At 34.4% G+C, this 21,281-nt stretch carries 35 protein-coding genes; 33 read left to right on the top strand and 2 right to left on the bottom strand.

Annotated elements, in window-relative coordinates; genetic code table 11:
* Positions 1 to 3: 3 nt before the first annotated feature.
* Both IPK88_13690 and IPK88_13695 read right to left on the bottom strand, forming a co-directional pair.
* A complete protein-coding gene (locus tag IPK88_13690; protein MBK8244475.1) occupies positions 4 to 2,373 on the bottom strand; it encodes a sulfatase-like hydrolase/transferase in 2,370 nt (789 codons plus the stop codon).
* 60 nt (positions 2,374 to 2,433) lie between these two features.
* A complete protein-coding gene (locus IPK88_13695) occupies positions 2,434 to 2,898 on the bottom strand; it encodes a GNAT family N-acetyltransferase (GenBank protein ID MBK8244476.1) in 465 nt (154 codons plus the stop codon).
* 169 nt (positions 2,899 to 3,067) lie between these two features.
* On the opposite strand from IPK88_13695, the gene IPK88_13700 reads away from it, so the two are divergent.
* The 33 genes from IPK88_13700 to rplQ all read left to right on the top strand — a co-directional run bounded on the left by IPK88_13700 (position 3,068) and on the right by rplQ (position 21,169).
* Positions 3,068 to 3,442: a 30S ribosomal protein S12 gene (locus IPK88_13700; GenBank protein MBK8244477.1), complete on the top strand. Its 375-nt coding sequence runs from the start codon at positions 3,068 to 3,070 to the stop codon at positions 3,440 to 3,442.
* A gap of 29 nt (positions 3,443 to 3,471) precedes the next feature.
* Entirely contained in the window at positions 3,472 to 3,939 is a 468-nt protein-coding gene (rpsG, locus tag IPK88_13705; GenBank protein MBK8244478.1) for a 30S ribosomal protein S7, read from the top strand.
* 16 nt (positions 3,940 to 3,955) lie between these two features.
* Positions 3,956 to 6,109 (top strand): elongation factor G, encoded by a 2,154-nt coding sequence (gene fusA / locus IPK88_13710; protein ID MBK8244479.1) that lies wholly within the window; start codon positions 3,956 to 3,958, stop codon positions 6,107 to 6,109.
* A gap of 29 nt (positions 6,110 to 6,138) precedes the next feature.
* Positions 6,139 to 6,447: a 30S ribosomal protein S10 gene (gene rpsJ / locus IPK88_13715; GenBank protein ID MBK8244480.1), complete on the top strand. Its 309-nt coding sequence runs from the start codon at positions 6,139 to 6,141 to the stop codon at positions 6,445 to 6,447.
* A gap of 91 nt (positions 6,448 to 6,538) precedes the next feature.
* The gene (gene rplC, locus IPK88_13720) at positions 6,539 to 7,171 is read left to right on the top strand and encodes a 50S ribosomal protein L3 (protein MBK8244481.1); all 633 of its coding nucleotides are present in this window, start codon (positions 6,539 to 6,541) and stop codon (positions 7,169 to 7,171) included.
* Positions 7,168 to 7,794: a 50S ribosomal protein L4 gene (gene rplD / locus IPK88_13725; GenBank protein ID MBK8244482.1), complete on the top strand. Its 627-nt coding sequence runs from the start codon at positions 7,168 to 7,170 to the stop codon at positions 7,792 to 7,794. Before rplC ends, rplD begins: the two co-directional genes overlap by 4 nt.
* 11 nt (positions 7,795 to 7,805) lie before the next feature.
* The gene (rplW, locus tag IPK88_13730) at positions 7,806 to 8,108 is read left to right on the top strand and encodes a 50S ribosomal protein L23 (GenBank protein MBK8244483.1); all 303 of its coding nucleotides are present in this window, start codon (positions 7,806 to 7,808) and stop codon (positions 8,106 to 8,108) included.
* Between the two features lie 5 nt (positions 8,109 to 8,113).
* Positions 8,114 to 8,941, top strand: a complete 828-nt coding sequence (rplB, locus tag IPK88_13735) for a 50S ribosomal protein L2 (GenBank protein MBK8244484.1) — start codon at positions 8,114 to 8,116, stop codon at positions 8,939 to 8,941.
* Between the two features lie 35 nt (positions 8,942 to 8,976).
* On the top strand, positions 8,977 to 9,240 hold the full coding sequence (rpsS, locus tag IPK88_13740) for a 30S ribosomal protein S19 (GenBank protein ID MBK8244485.1): 264 nt from the start codon (positions 8,977 to 8,979) through the stop codon (positions 9,238 to 9,240).
* 33 nt (positions 9,241 to 9,273) lie between these two features.
* The gene (rplV, locus tag IPK88_13745) at positions 9,274 to 9,645 is read left to right on the top strand and encodes a 50S ribosomal protein L22 (protein ID MBK8244486.1); all 372 of its coding nucleotides are present in this window, start codon (positions 9,274 to 9,276) and stop codon (positions 9,643 to 9,645) included.
* A gap of 2 nt (positions 9,646 to 9,647) precedes the next feature.
* Positions 9,648 to 10,454, top strand: a complete 807-nt coding sequence (rpsC, locus tag IPK88_13750; protein ID MBK8244487.1) for a 30S ribosomal protein S3 — start codon at positions 9,648 to 9,650, stop codon at positions 10,452 to 10,454.
* 62 nt (positions 10,455 to 10,516) lie between these two features.
* A complete protein-coding gene (gene rplP, locus IPK88_13755) occupies positions 10,517 to 10,948 on the top strand; it encodes a 50S ribosomal protein L16 (GenBank protein MBK8244488.1) in 432 nt (143 codons plus the stop codon).
* 11 nt (positions 10,949 to 10,959) lie between these two features.
* The gene (gene rpmC / locus IPK88_13760) at positions 10,960 to 11,178 is read left to right on the top strand and encodes a 50S ribosomal protein L29 (GenBank protein MBK8244489.1); all 219 of its coding nucleotides are present in this window, start codon (positions 10,960 to 10,962) and stop codon (positions 11,176 to 11,178) included.
* 34 nt (positions 11,179 to 11,212) lie between these two features.
* Positions 11,213 to 11,470 (top strand): 30S ribosomal protein S17, encoded by a 258-nt coding sequence (gene rpsQ, locus IPK88_13765; GenBank protein ID MBK8244490.1) that lies wholly within the window; start codon positions 11,213 to 11,215, stop codon positions 11,468 to 11,470.
* 19 nt (positions 11,471 to 11,489) lie between these two features.
* Positions 11,490 to 11,855, top strand: a complete 366-nt coding sequence (gene rplN, locus IPK88_13770; GenBank protein MBK8244491.1) for a 50S ribosomal protein L14 — start codon at positions 11,490 to 11,492, stop codon at positions 11,853 to 11,855.
* Between the two features lie 20 nt (positions 11,856 to 11,875).
* On the top strand, positions 11,876 to 12,187 hold the full coding sequence (rplX, locus tag IPK88_13775) for a 50S ribosomal protein L24 (GenBank protein MBK8244492.1): 312 nt from the start codon (positions 11,876 to 11,878) through the stop codon (positions 12,185 to 12,187).
* Positions 12,187 to 12,744 (top strand): 50S ribosomal protein L5, encoded by a 558-nt coding sequence (rplE, locus tag IPK88_13780; GenBank protein ID MBK8244493.1) that lies wholly within the window; start codon positions 12,187 to 12,189, stop codon positions 12,742 to 12,744. Before rplX ends, rplE begins: the two co-directional genes overlap by 1 nt.
* 6 nt (positions 12,745 to 12,750) lie before the next feature.
* Positions 12,751 to 13,020 (top strand): 30S ribosomal protein S14, encoded by a 270-nt coding sequence (gene rpsN, locus IPK88_13785; protein MBK8244494.1) that lies wholly within the window; start codon positions 12,751 to 12,753, stop codon positions 13,018 to 13,020.
* A gap of 23 nt (positions 13,021 to 13,043) precedes the next feature.
* Complete coding sequence (gene rpsH / locus IPK88_13790; protein MBK8244495.1) at positions 13,044 to 13,448, top strand: 30S ribosomal protein S8; 405 nt, start codon at positions 13,044 to 13,046, stop codon at positions 13,446 to 13,448.
* 16 nt (positions 13,449 to 13,464) lie between these two features.
* Complete coding sequence (gene rplF, locus IPK88_13795) at positions 13,465 to 14,019, top strand: 50S ribosomal protein L6 (protein ID MBK8244496.1); 555 nt, start codon at positions 13,465 to 13,467, stop codon at positions 14,017 to 14,019.
* 18 nt (positions 14,020 to 14,037) lie between these two features.
* The gene (locus IPK88_13800; protein MBK8244497.1) at positions 14,038 to 14,388 is read left to right on the top strand and encodes a 50S ribosomal protein L18; all 351 of its coding nucleotides are present in this window, start codon (positions 14,038 to 14,040) and stop codon (positions 14,386 to 14,388) included.
* A 25-nt stretch (positions 14,389 to 14,413) separates the two neighbouring features.
* Entirely contained in the window at positions 14,414 to 14,941 is a 528-nt protein-coding gene (rpsE, locus tag IPK88_13805) for a 30S ribosomal protein S5 (GenBank protein ID MBK8244498.1), read from the top strand.
* Positions 14,942 to 14,952: 11 nt separating this feature from the next.
* Positions 14,953 to 15,132 carry a 50S ribosomal protein L30 gene (rpmD, locus tag IPK88_13810; GenBank protein ID MBK8244499.1) on the top strand — a complete coding sequence of 60 codons (180 nt, stop codon included), beginning with the start codon at positions 14,953 to 14,955 and terminating at the stop codon, positions 15,130 to 15,132.
* Between the two features lie 3 nt (positions 15,133 to 15,135).
* Positions 15,136 to 15,582, top strand: a complete 447-nt coding sequence (gene rplO / locus IPK88_13815; GenBank protein ID MBK8244500.1) for a 50S ribosomal protein L15 — start codon at positions 15,136 to 15,138, stop codon at positions 15,580 to 15,582.
* Positions 15,583 to 15,590: 8 nt separating this feature from the next.
* Positions 15,591 to 16,952 carry a preprotein translocase subunit SecY gene (secY, locus tag IPK88_13820; GenBank protein MBK8244501.1) on the top strand — a complete coding sequence of 454 codons (1,362 nt, stop codon included), beginning with the start codon at positions 15,591 to 15,593 and terminating at the stop codon, positions 16,950 to 16,952.
* Positions 16,953 to 16,971: 19 nt separating this feature from the next.
* A complete protein-coding gene (map, locus tag IPK88_13825; GenBank protein ID MBK8244502.1) occupies positions 16,972 to 17,769 on the top strand; it encodes a type I methionyl aminopeptidase in 798 nt (265 codons plus the stop codon).
* A gap of 38 nt (positions 17,770 to 17,807) precedes the next feature.
* Positions 17,808 to 18,026: a translation initiation factor IF-1 gene (gene infA / locus IPK88_13830; GenBank protein MBK8244503.1), complete on the top strand. Its 219-nt coding sequence runs from the start codon at positions 17,808 to 17,810 to the stop codon at positions 18,024 to 18,026.
* A gap of 9 nt (positions 18,027 to 18,035) precedes the next feature.
* Positions 18,036 to 18,152: a 50S ribosomal protein L36 gene (rpmJ, locus tag IPK88_13835; GenBank protein MBK8244504.1), complete on the top strand. Its 117-nt coding sequence runs from the start codon at positions 18,036 to 18,038 to the stop codon at positions 18,150 to 18,152.
* A gap of 19 nt (positions 18,153 to 18,171) precedes the next feature.
* Complete coding sequence (gene rpsM / locus IPK88_13840; protein ID MBK8244505.1) at positions 18,172 to 18,549, top strand: 30S ribosomal protein S13; 378 nt, start codon at positions 18,172 to 18,174, stop codon at positions 18,547 to 18,549.
* A gap of 34 nt (positions 18,550 to 18,583) precedes the next feature.
* Positions 18,584 to 18,970 carry a 30S ribosomal protein S11 gene (gene rpsK / locus IPK88_13845; protein MBK8244506.1) on the top strand — a complete coding sequence of 129 codons (387 nt, stop codon included), beginning with the start codon at positions 18,584 to 18,586 and terminating at the stop codon, positions 18,968 to 18,970.
* A 20-nt stretch (positions 18,971 to 18,990) separates the two neighbouring features.
* Positions 18,991 to 19,602, top strand: coding sequence for a 30S ribosomal protein S4 (gene rpsD / locus IPK88_13850; protein ID MBK8244507.1), 612 nt, complete (start codon positions 18,991 to 18,993; stop codon positions 19,600 to 19,602).
* A gap of 28 nt (positions 19,603 to 19,630) precedes the next feature.
* Positions 19,631 to 20,629, top strand: a complete 999-nt coding sequence (locus tag IPK88_13855) for a DNA-directed RNA polymerase subunit alpha (protein MBK8244508.1) — start codon at positions 19,631 to 19,633, stop codon at positions 20,627 to 20,629.
* Positions 20,630 to 20,662: 33 nt separating this feature from the next.
* Positions 20,663 to 21,169, top strand: coding sequence for a 50S ribosomal protein L17 (gene rplQ, locus IPK88_13860; protein ID MBK8244509.1), 507 nt, complete (start codon positions 20,663 to 20,665; stop codon positions 21,167 to 21,169).
* Positions 21,170 to 21,281: the final 112 nt, after the last annotated feature.

Consider the following 21,281-nt stretch of genomic DNA (forward strand, 5'->3'; position numbering starts at 1 on the left):
GATTTATTTGTTGACATTATAGACCAAACATTTAAGATGTGAAAATTGATATTCAGAATTATTTCTGTTTATGAGTTTTATTTCAAATTTCAAGGTGCTGTCACTAGTAATTGGAGGGTTAAGTTTTAAGTGAAATTGATAGTTTATTTTATCTAAAGGATAATTCAAATTAATTTCCTCCAAAGTACTATCACAATTTGTCATCCATTTAATTTTAAGATTTGGAAATGCTTCAGGTTCGCTCAAACAATGGAGTGATATATCCGCATAAACGGGTTGATTTTGTATCGAAGAAATGGAGCAGATATTTTTAGAAAGGTCATTTGATTTTATGGTGTCTTGTCTATATTCATTAAAATAAATGTGTTGTTGTGTGAAATTAAAAAATAAGGCGTCCGGCATGAGTTTGAAATTCAAGGAGGCATTTAGACTTGCAGCACGATATATACTCAATTTCTTTCGCATTTCGTCTAATTTATTTTTATCATATATTTCCTTTAAATCCATATCTGGATATAATTTAAAAAGATAATTCTCATCTGATAAATAATATCCATTAGAATAGTAATCTACCAATTGACGATTGTCATTCATAAATACGATATCTCGATTTCCATTGAAAGCAGTATCAAATGTAATTTTGGATCCAAGAGAGGTTGAAAATTCTGGAACGTTGAAATTATATTTCAGTTTAAAAAAGGAAAGTAACGTTTCATATAAATCTTGGTGCGTACTTAGGGCTTTAAATTCTTGAGGTTTTTTTAATTTTGGAGAAAAAACGATAAATGGAACTCTGTATTTTTCAATATCGTTGGCAATAGGAAGTTCTGACATTTGATGATCACCTGTGATAAAAAAGAGTGTATTTTCATAATCAGCTCTTTGTTGGTATTTGTAAAATAATTTTCTATAAGCATCATCTACATTGTAGAGTGTCAAATAGAATCGTTTATGTTTTTCAAAATGTTTAATATCTTCAATATCAGTAATTTTCTCAAGATCTTGTTTGAAGCGCTTATTATAGTATTCCGGATCACTTACAATAAAAGGTGAGTGACTCGTTCCGGTGAAGAGGACATCCAACCTTTTAACACGCTGGATACTGTCGGTATACCGTAAATATTGATCAAAAAAATCAATGTCATTGTATCCCCAGAAATGTTGTTCTTCGCCCACATTAACTTTTGTGAAGTCGGGGTCAAATGAATTCTTGTCAATAATTCTGTCAATATTGTTGAATTTATAATAATGTTCCTTGTTGTGAAACCATGAACCCTGACTATAATAGAAAGTATTTCGATAATTATTTTCCTTCAGAACATTCATTAAGGAAAAATGATAGGGGTATATTTGCATCAATGTAAAACCACTTTCTCCGTAAGGTACAGCAGCTGTTAAGCATGGGTTTGCAGCAAATGAACGCTCTCCTAAAGAAAAAAAATTGGGCCAAAACAAACTAACTTTGGACAAACTATCCAAAAATGGCATAAAATGAATCCCTCTAATTGGGTGGATAAAGTATTCTGAAAGACTTTCTGTTAAAAGGATGACTACATTTGGCGGGGTATTTTCTAAATTCAAATAGGCACTTAAAGAATCAACGGCTTTGAATTTATGAAGAAAGGGATATTCCGGGTCGATGTATTCAGGCCCAGGAAATTCATGTTGAAATTTCAAGGAGAGTTCTTCTAAAGGCGGTGCAAAGAATTTTGAAGTACTTGATTTAAAGACGTTTTTATAAAAAAAGTAAGATTTATTATTGAATAAGTCAACTGCCACAGGTAAGCGAGCATACAAGTTGATTAAAACAAAAGCTATAAGGCTGATTATTCCACCATATAGTATTTTGTTTAATGGCAAAATATTGAAGGGATATTGCCTAAAATAATAACCAAGTATGGTCCAGGAACCAATAGAAACGATCAAAGCACTGATGATTCTATAAAAGGTAATACCGGAAGTATTGATGGAAAAAGCCATTTCACTGGCATCATGACTAAATAAAAATATATCTAGTGGTTTGAGTTGATAGAAAAAATATTCAATAATTAATAGGTGGCAAACAATTAGAAAAAAGACGATAGTTTCAAATAATTTTGGCCCAACTCTCCTTTTAAAATGGTTTAGCCATTTATAAATGGGAGCGAAAATTGCAAAAATACCTAAACAAAGTAAAAGATCCATTCCTAATCCAAATAGTTCTGATTTGAATAATTTGGCTGGGCGAAAGAGGACTAAAGCAGTTACATATTCATAAATTCTTAGGACAACAACGAATATTAAAGTTAAATAAATTAGAGTTATATAGTCTTTTCTCCATTTGGAAGAAGGTTTATTAGTATGTGCAGACCTGATCTTAAATCTATGTTTCATTAATGCTGCATATTTTTGGCTTAAATATTAAAGGAAGTAACTGTATGACTGCAAAGATGTTTAAATATTTTGATGTAAATATATAACCCCATTTTCCCATCCCGGATAGAATTTAGTGTTATATTTTCTATAAAATCCTTTAGCTAATTCGTTCCAATCTAAAACCTGCCACTTCACAATTTTTGCCCCAACTAACCTTGCTTCTTTCAGAAAAGCTTCGAACAGCAATGTTCCTATCCCATATCTCCTAAACGGCTCCCTGACGATTAGATCTTCGAGGTATAGAGCTTTCCCATTCCAGGTTGAAAAATAGTTTTGATATAAGGCCATTCCTAAGACTTGTTGATGTTCATCCACTGCCAAAATTGCGTAAAATAGTCCTTCATCCAATCCCTTATGAAAATCGAGTTCCGAGGTATGGACTTCCAGTGGAGAATTTTCATAAATGGCCAGTTCCATAACAAGATTAAAAATTATTTTAGCGTCCTGAATGCTGGCTTTTCTAATAAATACTGGCACTTTCATATCTAAATGGTTTGTTAAGGTGCAAATCTATAAATAAAATAGTTGATCTGATTTTGTGATTATATGAAAGTATATTACCTTTGCGTCTCCTTATGGAATAGGTGTGCCCATAAAGGATTGATTTTGAACAAAATAAGTTTAACAAAAAAAAGAAACAGTACTATATAATATGCCTACTATTAATCAGTTGATCCGAAAAGGAAGGGAAAAAGTGGTAAATAAGAGCAAATCAAGAGCTCTTCAATCCAATCCTCAGAAGCGTGGAGTATGTACTCGGGTATATACGACTACACCAAAGAAACCAAATTCAGCTTTAAGAAAAGTAGCAAAAGTTAGGTTAACTAACGGTACTGAAGTTATTTGCTATATTCCAGGTGAAGGTCATAATTTACAAGAACACTCCATAGTATTAGTGAGAGGTGGTCGGGTTAAAGACTTACCGGGTGTAAGGTATACCATCGTAAGAGGTGCCTTAGATACAGCTGGGGTTAATAATAGAAAGCAAAGTAGATCAAAATACGGAACGAAACGTCCTAAAAAATAAATTTATATAGATTTTAGCTCTTTTATAAAATGAGAAAAAGTAAACCAAAGAAACGAATTCTTCAACCAGATCCTAGATTTGGAGATGTGTTGGTAACACAATTTGTAAATAATTTATTATGGCAAGGAAAGAAAAGTACTGCCTACAATATATTTTATGATGCAATGGATCAAGTGGAGGCAAAAATGTCTGAAAACCCACATGAAGTTTGGAAAAAAGCTATTGCTAATGTAATGCCGCATATAGAAGTTCGACCTAAGCGTATTGGTGGGGCTACTTTCCAGATTCCTCAGGAAATGAGACCTGCTCGTAAGCTTTCTATAGGTATAAAATGGTTAATTAAATATTCTCGTTCCAGAGCAGGTAAAGGAATGGCTGAGAAATTAGCTTCTGAAGTCATTGCGGCATCAAAAAATGAAGGAGCAGCAGTTAAGAAAAAAGAAGATACACACAAAATGGCAGAATCGAATAGAGCTTTTGCCCATTTTAGAGCATAACATCTAGGAATTAAAAATGGCAAAGGATTTAAAATACTTAAGGAATATAGGAATTGCAGCTCACATCGATGCTGGCAAAACAACCACAACAGAACGTATATTGTATTATACTGGGATGACCCATAAAATTGGTGAGGTTCACGATGGAGCTGCTACAATGGACTGGATGGCACAAGAACAGGAGCGTGGTATTACCATTACTTCTGCGGCTACCCAGACGTTTTGGAAATGGAAAAATTCTGAATATATTATCAATATTATAGATACTCCGGGACACGTTGACTTTACGGTTGAGGTAAATCGTTCATTACGCGTTTTAGACGGTCTTGTTTTCCTTTTTTCAGCTGTTGATGGGGTAGAACCTCAATCTGAAACCAACTGGAGACTTGCAGACAATTATAAAGTACCAAGATTAGGATTTGTTAACAAAATGGATCGGCAAGGTGCTGATTTCATTATGGTTGTGAATCAAGTTAAAAAAATGTTGGGTTCTAATGCAGTGCCACTTCAAGTTCCAATTGGGGCTGAAGAACATTTTATTGGAGTTGTTGATCTGATTACCAATACCGCAATGGTTTGGGATGAAGCATCAAGAGGAATGTCCTATAAAGAAATTCCTATTCCAGAAGATTTAAAAAGTACAGTGCACGAATATCGTCAGCAATTGATTGAAAATATTGCTGAATATGATGATGATTTAATGGTTAAATTCTTTGAGGCACCTGAAACCATCACAGAACAGGAGATGATTAACGCCATTCGTTCAGCGGTGTGCGATATGAAGTTTGTTCCTATGATGTGTGGATCAGCTTTTAAAAATAAAGGTGTTCAGGCGGTTTTAGATGCAGTGTGTGCTTTCTTGCCAAGTCCGCTTGATGTGGATGCGGTTAAAGGAACTCACCCTAAAACAGATGAGGAGTTATTGAGAAAACCATCTGCAGATGAACCATTTTCAGCACTTGCTTTTAAAGTAGCAACAGATCCATTTGTAGGTCGACTTGTGTTTATTAGAGTTTACTCCGGAAGACTAGATGCAGGATCGTATGTTACAAAAGTTAGGTCTGATAAAGACAGAATTAGTATTGACAAAGAGCGAATTTCTAGGCTTTTCTTGATGCATGCAAATGACAGAAAGTCAATAGATTATATAGAAGCAGGAGATATTGCTGCAGCAGTTGGATTTAAAGATATCAAAACAGGTGATACACTTTGTGATGAAGCGAATCCAATCTTATTGGAAGCCATGAATTTTCCTGAACCAGTTATTAGTATAGCCATTGAGCCTAAGACTCAAAAAGATCAGGATAGATTAGGAATGTCTTTAGCGAAATTAGCTGAAGAGGATCCAACTTTCAGAGTATTTACAGATGAAAACACTGGCCAAACCATCATTAGCGGAATGGGGGAGTTGCACTTAGAAATTATTGTTGATCGTTTACGTAGAGAATTTAATGTTGAGTGTAATCAAGGAGCACCACAAGTAAATTATAAAGAGTCTTTGACGAGAACTGTTGAACATAGAGAGAAACTTAAGAAACAAACTGGTGGTTCAGGTTTATTTGCTGATATAGCTTTCAGTATAGGTCCTGCTGATGAAGAATTTTTGAATAGCGATGAATTCAAAAGTGGTAAGACTAGAATGCAATTTGTTTGGGATATATTCGGAGGTTCTATTGATAAATCATATTTACCATCAATAACTAAGGGTTTTGATTCCATGATGAATCAAGGAATTTTAGCCGGATACAATATTGAAAACATGAAAATTCGTGTGTATGATGGATCAATGCACGCAGTAGACTCTAAACCACAGGCATTCGAATTGTGTGCTAAAGAAGGATTCAGAGAAGCAGCTCCAAAAACAGCACCACAAATATTGGAACCCATAATGAAGCTGGAAGTTATTACACCAGAAGAAAATGTTGGTCCGGTAATTGGAGATTTGAATAGAAGAAGAGGTTTGCCAAAAGGTCAGGAACCAAGAATGGGAAATGCAGTAGCAATACAGGCAGATGTTCCTCTTTCTGAAATGTTTGGATATGTTACGCAATTGCGTACGATTACTTCCGGAAGGGCGAGTTCAACAATGGAATTCTCTCATTATTCTCCTGTTCCAAAGAATATATCAGAAGAAATCGTTGCGAAAGCAAAAGGAAATGTAAAAGTTTAGTATAAATAATATAATAAATAAAAATAGGCATGAATCAAAAAATTCGGATAAAGCTCCGCTCTTATGACCATAATTTGGTTGATAAAAGTACGGAGAAGATTGTCAAAACTGTTCGCAATAGCGGTGCAGTTGTTGCTGGTCCGATTCCGCTGCCCACTGAGAAGGAAATATTTACCGTCTTGCGTTCACCGCACGTAAATAAAAAAGCTCGTGAGCAGTTTCAACTTCGGACCCACAAACGCTTAATTGAGATTTACACGCCGACCCCGAAAACGGTCGATGCGTTGTCAAAACTCGAATTACCAAGCGGCGTTGATATTCAGGTCAAATTGTCCTAATTTTTTTATTAGAATAAAACAACATTATTTTTAAATCAATCTATCATTATTGATGGGTTGCGTTTAGAATTAACAAATAAAATTTTTTACCGTGAATGGAATAATCGGAACAAAAATCGGGATGACAAGCATCTATGCAGCTGATGGTAAAGCTATTGCCTGCACAGTTGTACAAGCATCTCCAAACGTTGTTACACAAGTTAAGACAGAAGAAAGTGATGGCTATTCTGCATTACAGTTGTCTTACGGTGACAAAAGAGCAAAAAGTGCTAACAAAGCTTATACTGGACACTTTTTGAAAGCCAATACAGTACCTAAAAAGAAATCACTTGAATTTGGTGGTATTCCTTTGGCGAAAGTACTGGGTGACACCATTTCAATAACTGAATTGTTTAAAGAAGGCGATACAGTACATGCAACAGGTACATCAAAAGGAAAAGGATTTCAAGGTGTAGTAAAGAGACATGGTTTCGGCGGTGTTCAAAATGCTACCCACGGTCAACATAATAGAGGTCGTGCTCCAGGTTCAATTGGTGCTTCCTCTTATCCATCTAAAGTTGTCAAGGGTTTACGAATGGCAGGGCAAGATGGTGTTGATAAAGTAAAAATACGCAATTTGAAGATTGCTAAAATTATGGAAGAAAAGAATTTGATATTGATCATTGGTGCTATACCTGGTCATAAGGGTTCAATTGTAATCATAGAAAAAAGTAAGACATCATGAACATAGATATCTTAAATACGAATGGAAAAAGTACAGGAAGGTCTATCGAACTACCTGATTCTATTTTTGGTGTTGAGCCCAATCAACATGTCCTTTACTTAGCAGTTAAAGAATATTTGGCTAATCAACGTCAAGGAACAGCTGACTCAACAGAACGCGGTGATGTTCATAGAACGACTAAGAAATTCAAAAGACAAAAAGGTACTGGAGGAGCAAGAGCTGGTTCATTGAAAAACCCTATGTTTAAAGGTGGTGGTCGTGCATTCGGTCCTCATCCAAGAGATTATACTCAAAAGCTAAATAAGAAAGTTAAGACTATTGCTCGTAAATCGGCTCTTTCCCAATTGGCTACTAACGGTAAAATAAAAGTTGTAGAGGATTTCTCTTTTGAAACACCAAAAACTAAGGAGTTTTATAACATATTGAAGAACCTTGAATTGCACAATAATAAAATTTTAGTTGTTACTCCAGAGTACAATGAAATGTTTTATATGGCAGGTAGAAATATTCCAAAAACATCTTTGCAAATTGCTAAAGATCTGAATACCTATCAGATACTTAATTGTCAAACTTTACTTTTGACTGAATCAAGTATTGATAAAATTAAAGAAACTTTAAGCTAATTAATTGGATCATGAAAAAACAAATTTTAATCCGTCCAGTGATCACAGAAAAAGCTGAAAAGCTTTCCAAAAAAAGTAATAAATACACTTTTATTGTACATCGTGATAGTAATAAAATTGAAATTCAAAAATCAATTGAAGCTACTTATAATGTCTCTGTAGAATCTGTGAATACACTATTGGTTGCTGGAAAAGCAGTAACTAGAAATACAAAGACCGCAGTTTTAAAAGGAAAGAAGCCAAATTATAAAAAGGCTATCGTTTCTTTGGCAGCAGGTGATGAAATTAACATTTTTACTGAAGATCAAAATTAAACTTCATGGGAGTTAGAAAATTTAATCCGGTAACTCCGGGAACGCGTTTTAGAATTGCAAATACCTTTGAAGAGTTGACGACTGCAACTCCTGAAAAATCTTTGATTTCTTCTAAACATTCTTCTGGTGGTAGAAATAACCAGGGTAGAATGACCATAAGAAATCGTGGAGGGGGGCACAAGAAAAAATATAGAGTTATCGATTTTAACCGAGATAAAGATGGTATACCAGCAACAGTTCATTCAATTGAGTATGATCCAAACAGAACTGCTTTTATTGCTTTGTTGCATTATGCTGATGGAGAAAAAAGATATATCATCGCTCCACAGGGGTTGAAGGTAGGAACTAAGGTATTAAGTGGACCGGGTTCTGCTCCAGAAATTGGTAATTCTTTACCATTATCTGAAGTTCCTCTAGGATCTAATATTCATTCTGTCGAACTACATCCAGGTCAAGGTGCTGCTATGGTAAGAAGTGCTGGTACCTCTGCTGTGATGATGGGTAAAGAGGATAAATATGCTTCTATAAAAATGCCTTCTGGTGAAATTAGACGGGTATTGGTTTCTTGTAGAGCTACAATTGGTTCCACATCAAATCCTGATCATAGTTTGGAAGCTATTGGAAAGGCTGGGCGATATAGATGGATGGGTTGGAAATCAAGAGTACGAGGTGTAGCCATGAACCCAGTAGATCACCCGATGGGTGGAGGTGAAGGCCGATCTTCCGGAGGTCAACCTAGGTCAAGATCTGGTCAGTTTGCAAAAGGACTCAAGACAAGAAGTCCACATAAGCATTCAGACACTTTAATTATTACAAAACGTAAGTCCAAATAAAATTTTAATATTTTAAAACCATAGTATATTAACCAATGGCAAGATCATTAAAAAAAGGACCCTATATTCATCACTCGTTGATAGTAAAGGTTCAGAAAGCAAAGGAAACCAATAAGAAATCAGTTATAAAGACATGGAGCAGAGCTTCAATGATCATACCTGATATGGTTGGGGAAACTATAGCTGTTCATAATGGTAAATCTTTTATTCCAGTTTATGTGTCTGAAAATATGGTGGGACATAAATTAGGAGAATTTTCACCTACTCGGACTTATAAAGGCCATGCAGGTAATCGCTAAAATGCATTAAAAACTGAATAAGTTTAATAAAATATGGAAGCTGTAGCTAAATTAAGAAATTGTCCGATGTCCCCACGTAAGATGAGACTTGTGGTGGATTTAATCCGAGGCAAGAAAGTAAATCAAGCCTTGAGCATATTGAAATTTACTAAAAAGGAAGCATCTCAATGGTTAGAGAAATTGTTGTTGTCAGCAATTAATAACTGGGAACAAAAACATGGTGAAGGTGAAGCCGATAATCATGAATTGTTTGTAAAAACTGCTTTCGTTGATGGGGGTACAATGATAAAACGATTTCAACCGGCTCCTCATGGTAGGGCTCATAGAATTAGAAAGCGTCGAAATCATGTTACGTTAATCGTTGCAACAAAAAATATCGAAAACCAAAATTTGAACATTAAATAATTATGGGTCAGAAAGCAAATCCAATAGGCAATCGCTTAGGAATTATCAGAGGATGGGAATCCAACTGGTTTGGTGGAAAAAATATGGCACAAAAAGTCGTAGAAGATGAAAAAATCAGAATCTACCTTTTTGCTCGTATCCCGAAAGGTGGTATTGCCCGAATAATTATTGAACGAACATTAAGACGTATCACTATATCTATCCAAACCTCAAGACCAGGTATAATAATAGGAAAAGGTGGTACAGAAGTAGATAGAGTTCGTGAAGAATTAAAGAAATTGACAAATCAGGATGTTCAAATTAATATCATTGAAATAAGAAAACCTGAGCTTGATGCTGCAATTGTTGGAGATTCTGTTGCAAAGCAAATTGAGTCTAGAATAAATTTTAGAAGAGCTATTAAAATGGCTATTCAATCAACCATGAGAGCAGGAGCAGAAGGTGTTAAGATCAGAATTTCTGGCCGATTAAATGGAGCTGAAATGGCACGTTCTGAAGAATATAAAGAAGGAAGAACACCATTGCATACATTCCGGGCAGACATAGATTATGCCAATAAAGAAGCCCAAACAGTATATGGTAAAATTGGTATCAAGGTTTGGATTTGTAAAGGAGAGGTATTTACAAAACGTGATTTATCACCACTTGTAGGCCTAACTAAAAAGGAAACCAAACCATCCAAAGGTGGTTATGAGGGTAGAAGTGATAATAGAAATGAAGGACGTAATGAATCCCGAGGAGGAGGCGAAGGTCGCGGAGATCGTAGGGGAGAAGGACGTGGAGATGTAAGACGTGATAAAAGAAGATAATAGTATCATAAAATGTTGTAATTTTGCAACTCTTTTTGAAAAAAGCAATATAAAATCAAAATATGTTACAGCCGAAACGCATAAAATATAGAAGGCAGCAAAAAGGTAGAAATAAGGGTGAGGCCCATAGAGGACACACCATTGCCTTTGGAACATTTGGACTAAAATCATTGGATTCCAGCCGAATTACAGATCGCCAAATCGAGGCAGCTCGTATTGCGATGACAAGACATATGAAAAGGGAAGGAAATGTTTGGATACGAATTTTTCCGGATAAACCAATTACAGCAAAACCAGCCGAAGTACGTATGGGTAAAGGTAAAGGTTCATTAGATCATTATGTAGCCATAGTTAAACCAGGTACAATAATGTTTGAAATGGATGGAATACCATACGAAGTTGCTGTTGAAGCCTTCAAATTGGCAGCACAAAAATTGCCAGTTTTGACTAAAATGGTAGTGCGAAGAGAATTTCAAAATTTAGTGACTCATTAAAATTGATTATTATGGGATTAAGAAAATATAGTGATTTCATCAATATGAATGAAAAGACATTACAAGATGATCTTAAAGATGCGCAAACCAGACATCAAAAATTGAAATTTGAACATAAAGTTAAAGGTCTGTCTGACCCTACACAAATATCAAAATTGAGAAAGGAAATTGCTCAAATGTCCACTGAAATTAGAAAACGTCATTTGGCTTCAGCAAACATTACACAATAATTATTAACAAAAACTGAAGTATTAAATAATATCCATGATGGAAAGAAATCTTCGAAAACAAAAAGTTGGAATTGTAAGTAGCAACAAAATGGAAAAAACCATTGCTGTGACTATTCAGCGTAGCTTATTGCATTCTAAGTATGGAAAGTATGTAAAGAAATCAAAAAAGTACTTTGCACACGACGAAAATAATGAATGTGGAATAGGTGACTTAGTTCGCATAATGGAGACAAGACCATTAAGTAAAAATAAATGTTGGAGACTCGTAGAGATCATTAAAAAAGGTGAATAATTTATAAATAATATAATTTATGATACAGCAAGAAAGTCGGTTAAGAGTAGCAGATAATAGTGGTGCAAAAGAAGTGTTGTGTATTCGGGTTTTAGGAGGAACAGCAAGAAGATATGCTTCGTTAGGAGATAAAATAATTGTTTCTGTTAAGTCTGCATCTCCGGGTGGTGTTAAGAAAGGAACTGTTTCAAAAGCTGTTATAGTTCGTACGGCTAAAGAAGTAAAACGTAGAGATGGATCTTATATTCGTTTTGATGATAATGCTGTAGTATTATTATCAGCGTCTGATGAGCCAAGAGGTACACGGATTTTTGGTCCGGTAGCAAGAGAACTCCGTGAAAAGGATTATATGAGAATTGTTTCATTAGCTCCAGAAGTTGTATAATTTTTTTAATACTAGAAGTTATGAAATTAAAAATAAAAAAAGGTGATTCAGTTCAGGTAATTTCTGGATCCCAGAAAGGAAAAAAAGGAACAGTGACTGCTGTCATAGTTGATTCTAATCGTGCTGTTATTGAAGGCGTTAATATTGTTAAAAAGCATATGAAGCCAACCAATAACAATCCAGGTGGAATCATTGAAATGTCTGCACCATTACCTATTTCCAACCTTTCATTGCTAGACCCAAAATCAGGAGTTCCAACTCGCGTTGGTTATAAAATGGATAAGGGTAATAAAGTTAGATATTCAAAAAAATCAGGAGAAATCATTAAATAATGAGTTACGTACCAAGATTACAGAGTTTTTATCGGGAACAGGTTATTCCGATTTTAATGGAGAAGTACAAGTATTCTTCCATAATGGAGGTCCCACGATTGGTTAAAATATGTCTTAACCAAGGTATTGGAGCCGCCACACAAGACAAGAAATTAATTGACATTGCTATTGGTGAATTAAGCATAATAACTGGTCAAAAACCAGTGGCTACTATGTCTAGAAATGCAATTTCAAATTTCAAATTAAGAGAGGAGCAAGCCATTGGAGTAAAAGTTACTCTTAGATCCAATAGGATGTATGAATTTTTAGACCGATTCATTTCTGTTTCATTACCTCGTGTACGTGACTTTAGAGGTATCAATGATAACAGTTTTGACGGCAGAGGAAATTATACTATGGGTATTACTGAACAAATTATCTTTCCCGAAATAGATTTAGATAAAATAAATAAAATTTCAGGTATGGATATCAGTTTTGTAACTACTGCAAAAACGGATGCTGAAGCAATGACTTTATTAAAAGAATTGGGCTTACCTTTCAAAAACGCTAAGAACTAATCAATTATGTCAAAAAAATCAATTATAGCAAGGCAAAATAAGCGCGAAAAAATGGTCGCTAAATATGCTGACCTTAGAGCCAAACTTAAAAAAGAAGGTGATTTCGAAGCTTTGGATAAACTACCAAAAAATAGTTCCAAAGTAAGACTAAAAAATAGATGTCAACTTACTGGAAGACCAAGAGGTTATATTAGACGTTTTGGAATTTCAAGATACGTTTTTAGATTAATGGCTTTGGATGGTAAAATTCCAGGTGTTACAAAATCAAGTTGGTAATAATTATATAAATAAATTAGATTATGGCAGTTACTGATCCAATCGCAGATTATCTTACAAGAATTCGAAATGCTCAACAAGCTGGGCATCGTGTAGTAGATATTCCTGCATCAAATGAGAAAAAAACTTTGACAGAAATACTCTACAAAAATGGATATATTCTAAAATATACGTTTGTAGAAACTGAAAATAAGCAAGGTGAAATAAAAATCGCACTAAAATATGATCCGATCAGCAGATTACCTGTGATACGTGAACTTATTAGAGTAAGTAAACCAGGACGACGTATTTATAAAGGTGCTGAAGAACTACCTAAAATAATAAATGGATTAGGGATTTCATTGATTTCAACCTCTAAAGGAATTATGACTGATAAGGATGCACGCAAGCAACATATCGGAGGAGAGGTTTTATGTTATGTTTGTTAATTTTAAGTAATTATTTATGTCTCGTATAGGAAAAAAGTTAATTTCATTACCAGCAGGGGTAGAAATTAAATTAAATAAAAATACTTTAACTGCGAAAGGACCCAATGGAACTTTAACGCAAGTCATTGACCCGGATATGGGTGTCGATATTGATGGTGGTGTTATAACAATAACGAGACCAACTGAACAAAAAAGACACAAATCCATGCATGGCTTAACTCGATCATTGGTTTCTAATTTAGTGACTGGTGTTTCTACAGGATTTACAAAAGAAATGGAATTAGTTGGGGTAGGTTACAGGGTTTCTAATGTTGGTAATTTGTTGGAATTGTCCGTTGGATATTCTCACCCTATTATGTTTTATATTCCTGACGAAGTTAATGTAGCTACATTAACTGAAAAAGGACAAAATCCAAAAATCATCCTAAAAGGTTCTGATAAACAACTTTTAGGTCAAATATGTGCTAAAATTAGAGCATTCAAAAAACCAGAACCATTTAAGGGTAAGGGTATTAAATTTGTTGGCGAAATTATCAGAAGAAAAGCTGGTAAGTCTGCTGGTAAGAAATAATGAATTAAAGATTAAAAAATGATAGCAACAAAATCTTCTAAGAGACAAAAAATAAAATACAGTATCCGAAAGAAAATAAGTGGATCTGAATCTCGACCTAGATTAACTGTATTTAGAAGCAATAAATCAATTTATTGTCAATTGATTGATGATGCTAAGGGACACACCGTATTATCAGTGTCTTCTAAAAGTTTGGATTTAGGAAAAATGCATAAAATTGATCAAGCTAAAGCGGTAGGTAAAGCAATAGCTGAAAAAGCAATTTCTAATAATATTTCTTCTATCGTATTTGATAGAAATGGTTATCTCTTTCATGGTAGAATCAAAGCACTTGCAGAAAGTGCCCGTGAAGGTGGATTGATATTTTAATAATAATAAACGTTAGAAAAAAGACATGACAAAAACAAACGTTGGTAGAGTAAAAGCAAGCGAAACAGAACTAAAAGATAAATTGGTCGTATTAAATCGTGTTGCCAAAGTTACTAAAGGTGGTAGAACTTTTAGCTTTTCTGCATTGGTTGTGGTAGGAGATGGAAACGGAACAGTAGGACATGGGCTAGGTAAAGCTCGTGAAGTAGCTGATGCCATTTCAAAAGCTGTTGATGATGCTAAAAAGAATTTAGTGAAGGTTCATATCAGTAAAGGGACTATTGCTCATGAACAAAAAGGTAAGTTCGGTGCTGGTAAAGTATTGATCAAGCCGGCTTCTGATGGTACCGGTGTTATTGCCGGAGGAGCAATGAGAGCAGTATTAGATATTGCCGGAGTACATAATGTGTTAGCAAAATCAAACGGTTCGTCAAATGCACATAATGTTGTGAAGGCAACTATTGATGCATTGTCTAAGATCAGAAGTCCTTATGAGGTTGCTAAATCGAGAAAAATCGATGTTAAAAAAGTTTTTGAAGGGGTCAATAATTAAAGTATTTTAGTATGAGCAAAATTAAAATTACACAAATTAAGGGTATCATAAAATGCAGCGCAAGACAAAAGCAAACTGTAGCGGCATTAGGTTTAAAACGTGTTCGTGATTGTGTAGAACATGAAGTGACTCCTCAAATTCTTGGAATGGTGGAGAAAGTTAAGCATCTTGTAACAATTGAAAAATTCTAATTCATGGAATTATATAATCTAAAGCCAGCAAAAGGCGCAACGCATAAGGATAAACGTATAGCTAGAGGAGAAGGTTCTGGACATGGCGGTACTGCTACAAAAGGGCATAAAGGAGCCAAATCAAGATCTGGAAATAAAGTAAAACGAGGCTTTGAAGGTGGACAAACTCCAATGCACAGGCGACTACCTAAAGTTGGTTTTAAAAACATTTCAAGAATTGAATACTATGTGATGAACCTAGATCAGTTGTCAGAGGTAGCTGCTAAACATAATTTGACAACTATCGATCAAACTACTTTTGTAAATTTAGGTATTTGCAAACTAAGTGATAAAGTTAAAATATTAGGACGAGGTGAAATAAATACTAAATTGTCTGTTAAAGTTCAAGCTTGTTCCATTACAGCTACTGATAAAATTAATGCCGCAGGGGGTTCAGTTGAGATCATATAAAAACCAATATGAAAAATTTTTTCGAGACATTTAAAAATATATGGAGTATAAAAGAATTGCGTGATAAAATTCTTTTTACAATAGCTCTATTAGCGGTATTCCGCCTTGGTTCGTTTATAGTACTTCCTGGTGTTGTGCCATCTGTACTTGAAAACGCTTCAAATAATAGTAATAGTTTATTTGGGTTAATTAATACCTATACAGGTGGAGCTTTTAACAAGGCTTCCATTTTTGCTTTAGGTATTATGCCTTATATTACATCTTCTATCATTATTCAACTATTAGGCTTTGCTGTTCCTTATTTTCAAAGATTACAACAGAAAGAAGGTGAATCTGGTAGAAGAAAACTCAATCAGTTTACCAGGATTTTAACAGTTTTTATTACATTAGTTCAGGGTGGAGGATATTTAACATATATTCAATCTATTGGTGCCGTTGACCCAACATTGAGTCCTTTTATATTTTGGTTTTCTAATAGTATCATACTTGCTACCGGAACTATATTCGCGATGTGGTTGGGAGAACGAATTACAGATCGAGGAATTGGAAATGGAGTATCCATGATTATCATGATCGGTATTATTTCTGCTTTACCAAGTGCATTTACTTTCGAATTACAGTCACAATTATCCAATAATGGTTTGATTTTATTCATTCTGGAATTGGTTATTCTGTTTTTAACTATTATTGCTTCTATCTTAATTGTTCAAGGTGTTAGAAAAATACCTATACAATTTGCAAAACGAATGGTTGGTAGAGGTAGTGGTTCTATGCCCGTGCAGACGGATAGAGATTATATTCCACTGAAAGTAAATGCTGCGGGTGTAATGCCAATAATTTTTGCTCAGGCAATCATGTTTTTGCCATTAACTGCTGCCCAATATGTAATGGGTGATCCATCTTTAGGTACTTCAGGACTGATGAGAACACTTACTGAACCTTATGGATTTTGGCATAATTTCATAACCTTTGTATTAGTGGTTGGATTCACTTATGTTTATACAGCACTTATCGTTAATCCTCAGAATTATGCTGAATATTTGAAAAGAAATAATGCGTTTATTCCAGGGGTCAAACCAGGTTTAGATACAGAAGAATATATTGACACAACAACGACAAGAATAACCTTACCAGGTTCAATATTTTTAGGATTTATCACAATTTTACCCGCAATAGCCGTGCTATTTGGAGTAAATCAAGACTTTGCCAGATTTTTTGGTGGTTCTTCAATCCTCATTTTAGTCGGAGTTGTATTAGATACCTTAGCACAAATTGAATCCTATTTATTAATGAGGAAATATGACGGATTAGTTAAATCAGGTCGTATTGAGGGACGTACAGGACAAGGTATAGGTCCTATTTCGGGTTAAATTTTATGATCAAGAATAGATGATATACCTCAAAAAAGAGGATGAAATTGAATTGATCCGTCAAAGTTGTATCCTCGTTTGTAAAACTCTTGCAGAGGTTGCAAACTTACTCAAGATAGGTGTTACGGGAAAAGTTTTAGATAGAAGAGCTGAAGAGTTTATCCGAGACCATCAAGGGGTACCTGGATTTAAAGGATATAATCATTTTCCGTCTACACTATGTATTTCTCTTAATGAAGCTGTTGTACATGGTATTCCTAATGATATTCCATTTCAATCTGGAGATATTGTATCCATTGATTGTGGTGTCTTAATGAATGAATTTTATGGTGATGCCGCATATACTTTTGCTTTAGGTGAAGTCCCTGAAGAGAAAATCAACTTACTAAAAGTTACTGAAGAATCCTTATACCTGGGTATCGGTAAAGCAATTGCTGGGAATCGAGTAGGGGATATTGGACATGCTATACAGAATCACACAGAAGTCAAACATCATTATGGTGTTGTAAAAGAATTAGTAGGTCATGGCTTAGGAAGAAAATTACACGAAAGTCCGGATGTTCCAAATTATGGAAAAGCAGGGAATGGCATTTTGCTTAAAGAAGGAATGGTCATTGCCATTGAACCAATGATTAATTTAGGAACCAGAAGGGTCAAGCAGTTAAAAGATGGGTGGACTGTTGTGACAGTTGACCGAAAAGTGTCTGCTCATTTTGAACATTCTATCGCAATTCGCAAAAATCAGGCCGATATTTTGTCAGATCACTCATTTATTAAGGACAGTATGAAAAATAATGAAGATTTATTAAAATATTAATTAAAATAATTAGATATTTGCACTCCGAAAAATAAAAGATGACCAAAAAAAACCTGATCCAGCAAGATGGAATAATCGAAGAAGCTTTATCGAATGCCATGTTTCGGGTCAGATTGCAAAATGATCATTTGATTATTGCGACAATTTCGGGTAAAATGAGGATGAATTACATTCGAATTCTGCCTGGGGATAAAGTTTCAGTTGAAATGAGTCCTTATGATTTGTCCAGGGGTAGAATTACTTATAGATATAAATAATTTAAATATATGAAAGTTCGTGCATCAATAAAGAAAAGAACTGTGGATTGCAAGTTTGTTCGTCGAAAAGGTCGGCTTTATATTATTAACAAAAAGAATCCTAAATTTAAACAACGTCAAGGCTAAACCTTAAACCTAAATAAATATGGCTCGTATAGCAGGTATAGATCTTCCAAGAAATAAAAGAGGCGTAATAGGCCTCACGTATATTTTTGGAATTGGTAGAACAACTGCCAAAGGAATATTAGAAAAATTGAATATTGATGAAAGTATTAAAGTCAATGAATGGTCCAACGACCAAATTCAATCTATCGCAAAAGTTATTCAAGATGATATTAAGGTAGAAGGTGAATTGCGTTCTGAAGTTCAATTGAGTATCAAACGTCTTATGGATATTGCTTGTTATAGAGGTATACGTCATCGTAGAGGTTTACCAGTTAGAGGTCAACGAACAAAAACAAATGCAAGAACCCGTAAAGGAAAACGTAAGACAGTTGCAAATAAAAAGAAAGCAACTAAATAATCATTAATCTAAAGCATATTAATACATTACAAAAATGGCTAAAGGTAAAAAAGTTAAAAAAAGAAAAGTCAAGGTTGATGCTGATGGAGTTGTTCACATCCAAGCTTCTTTTAATAATATAATCATTTCACTTTGTAATCGTGCAGGAGAAGTTGTAAGTTGGGCAAGTGCTGGTAAGGCAGGATTTAAAGGTTCTAAAAAGAACACACCATATGCTGCTCAACTATCTGCTAATGATGCAGCAGCTGTTGCTTACAGTGCTGGAATGAGATCTGCTGAAGTTTTCGTCAAAGGACCTGGTTCAGGACGAGAAGCTGCCATTAGAGCCATTGATGCTTGTGGAATTAAAGTTCTAAAAATTACAGACTTAACTCCAATTCCTCACAATGGATGTAGACCACCTAAACATAGAAGAGTTTAAAATTAGAAAGCGTAAAAATTATGGCAAGATATACAGGCCCCGTTACTAAAAAATCTAGAGCATTCGGACAGTCATTGACTGGTTATGATAAATATTTTGAAAAAAAGAAATATGCTCCAGGACAACATGGTCCATCTAAACGGAAAAAACAAAAATCGGATTATGCTTTGCAGTTGCTTGAAAAACAAAAAGCAAAGTATACTTATGGTGTGTTAGAACGCCAATTTAGAAATATTTTCCATGATGCCCACAAAAAATCAGGTGTTACTGGTGAAGTTTTATTCCAATTTTTGGAAGCCAGATTGGATAATACCGTATATCGTTTAGGCATTTCTTCAACAAGAAAAGGTGCAAGACAATTGGTTTCACATAGACATGTGATTGTGAATGGTAAAGTTGTAAATATTCCATCATACAGGTTAAAACCAGGTGATGTTTTAGGTGTTCGGGATAGTTCTCAAGGATTGGATAATATCAAACATCAAGTTGCCAAAAAAACAGATACCAGGAAATTTCCATGGCTAGAATGGAATAGTGACAAAATGGAAGGAAAATTTATTCAATTTCCATCTCGCGATCAAGTTCCCGAAAACATCAATGAGCAATTGATTGTTGAGCTTTATTCTAAATAATTTTTTTCTTAATCATTATTTTTACCATATGAGTATATTAAATTTTCAAAAACCGGATAAAATTATTCTACAAAAAGCAACCGAATTTGATGGTTCTTTTGAGTTTAAACCATTAGAGCCTGGTTTTGGACAGACTATTGGTAATTCGTTAAGGAGAATTTTATTATCCTCATTAGAAGGATTTGCGATTACACATGTTAGAATTGCAGGAGTAGAACATGAGTTTTCTACCATTCGTGGTGTGATTGAAGATGTCATTGAAATCATCTTGAATTTAAAACAAATAAGGCTGAAAAGTAAGCTTCCTAAGGATGACATTAAGGAGGAAAAAATATATATGACCATAAGTGGTAAAGATGTATTTAGAGCAGGTGAAATTGAAAATTTTACAAATGTATTTCATGTCACAAATCCTGATCAGATCATCTGTCATATGGAGCCTTTTGTGAATTTGGAAATAGAACTTACCATCACTAAAGGACGAGGTTATGTTCCAGCTGATGAAAACACAACTAAAGATTTACCGATTGGTGTAATTCCAGTTGATGCTATTTATACCCCAATCAAGAAAGTATCTTACAGTATTTCAAATACTCGGGTTGGTCAAAAAACGGATTATGAAAAACTTTTACTTGAAGTTAAAACTGATGGAACAATTCATCCAGAAGATGCAGTAAAAGAAGCTTCTAGAATATTAATCCAACACTTATTACTCATAACGGATGAGAATATTACTTTTGAAGATGCAGTAAGGAAAGTGGATACAATAGTTGATGAACATGTATTACACATGCGCAAACTATTGAAAACACCTTTGGAGGATTTGGATCTGTCAGTTAGAGCATACAATTGTTTAAAAGCTGCAAAAATTAATTCATTAGGTGAAATGGTAAAATATGACACACATGAATTATTGAAATTTAGAAATTTTGGTAAGAAGTCATTAGTTGAAATAGAAGAATTATTGACAACCAAGAATTTGAGTTTTGGAATGGATTTGTCAAAGTATAAACTTGACGAAGAATAATAAATTAATTAATTTAGATTAAATCTATAGGTCATGAGACATGGAAAAAAGTTCAATCATCTAAGTCGTAAAAAAGGACATAGGACTGCTTTGTTACGCAACTTAGCTGGAGCTTTAATAAAATATAAGCGAATTAATACCACAGTAGCTAAAGCAAAAGCACTTAGAGTATATGTTGAGCCTTTAATTACAAAATCAAAGGATAATTCAACACACTCAAGAAGAGTAGTTTTTAGTTATTTGGGCAATAAAGAAACGGTAGCAGAATTGTTTGGTGAAGTAGCGCCTAAAATTGCGTCAAGACCGGGTGGTTATACTCGTGTTATAAGAACGGGATTTAGAAAAGGTGATGGTGCAGAAATGGCGATGATTGAATTGGTAGATTATAATGATATCATGGTCTCTGCCTCTAAAGCAACATCACCTGAGTTAGTAACTAAACGAAGAACTCGTAGATCAAGTAAAAAAGCTAAAACTGAGGATGCAACGGAACCTAATGTAGGTGAAACAAGTGAATCTTCAAGTGAAGAAAATAAATAGAAAAAAGCGGCTTTAAGCCGCTTTTTTTTTGCCTTGTGGGATCAATTTGATATTTTAATTGAGCTTAATTTGACTTAATACATCATTAATTTTTATATATTTCATATATTTG

This window comes from Candidatus Defluviibacterium haderslevense (assembly GCA_016712225.1).
Lineage (GTDB): Bacteria > Bacteroidota > Bacteroidia > Chitinophagales > Saprospiraceae > Vicinibacter > Vicinibacter haderslevensis.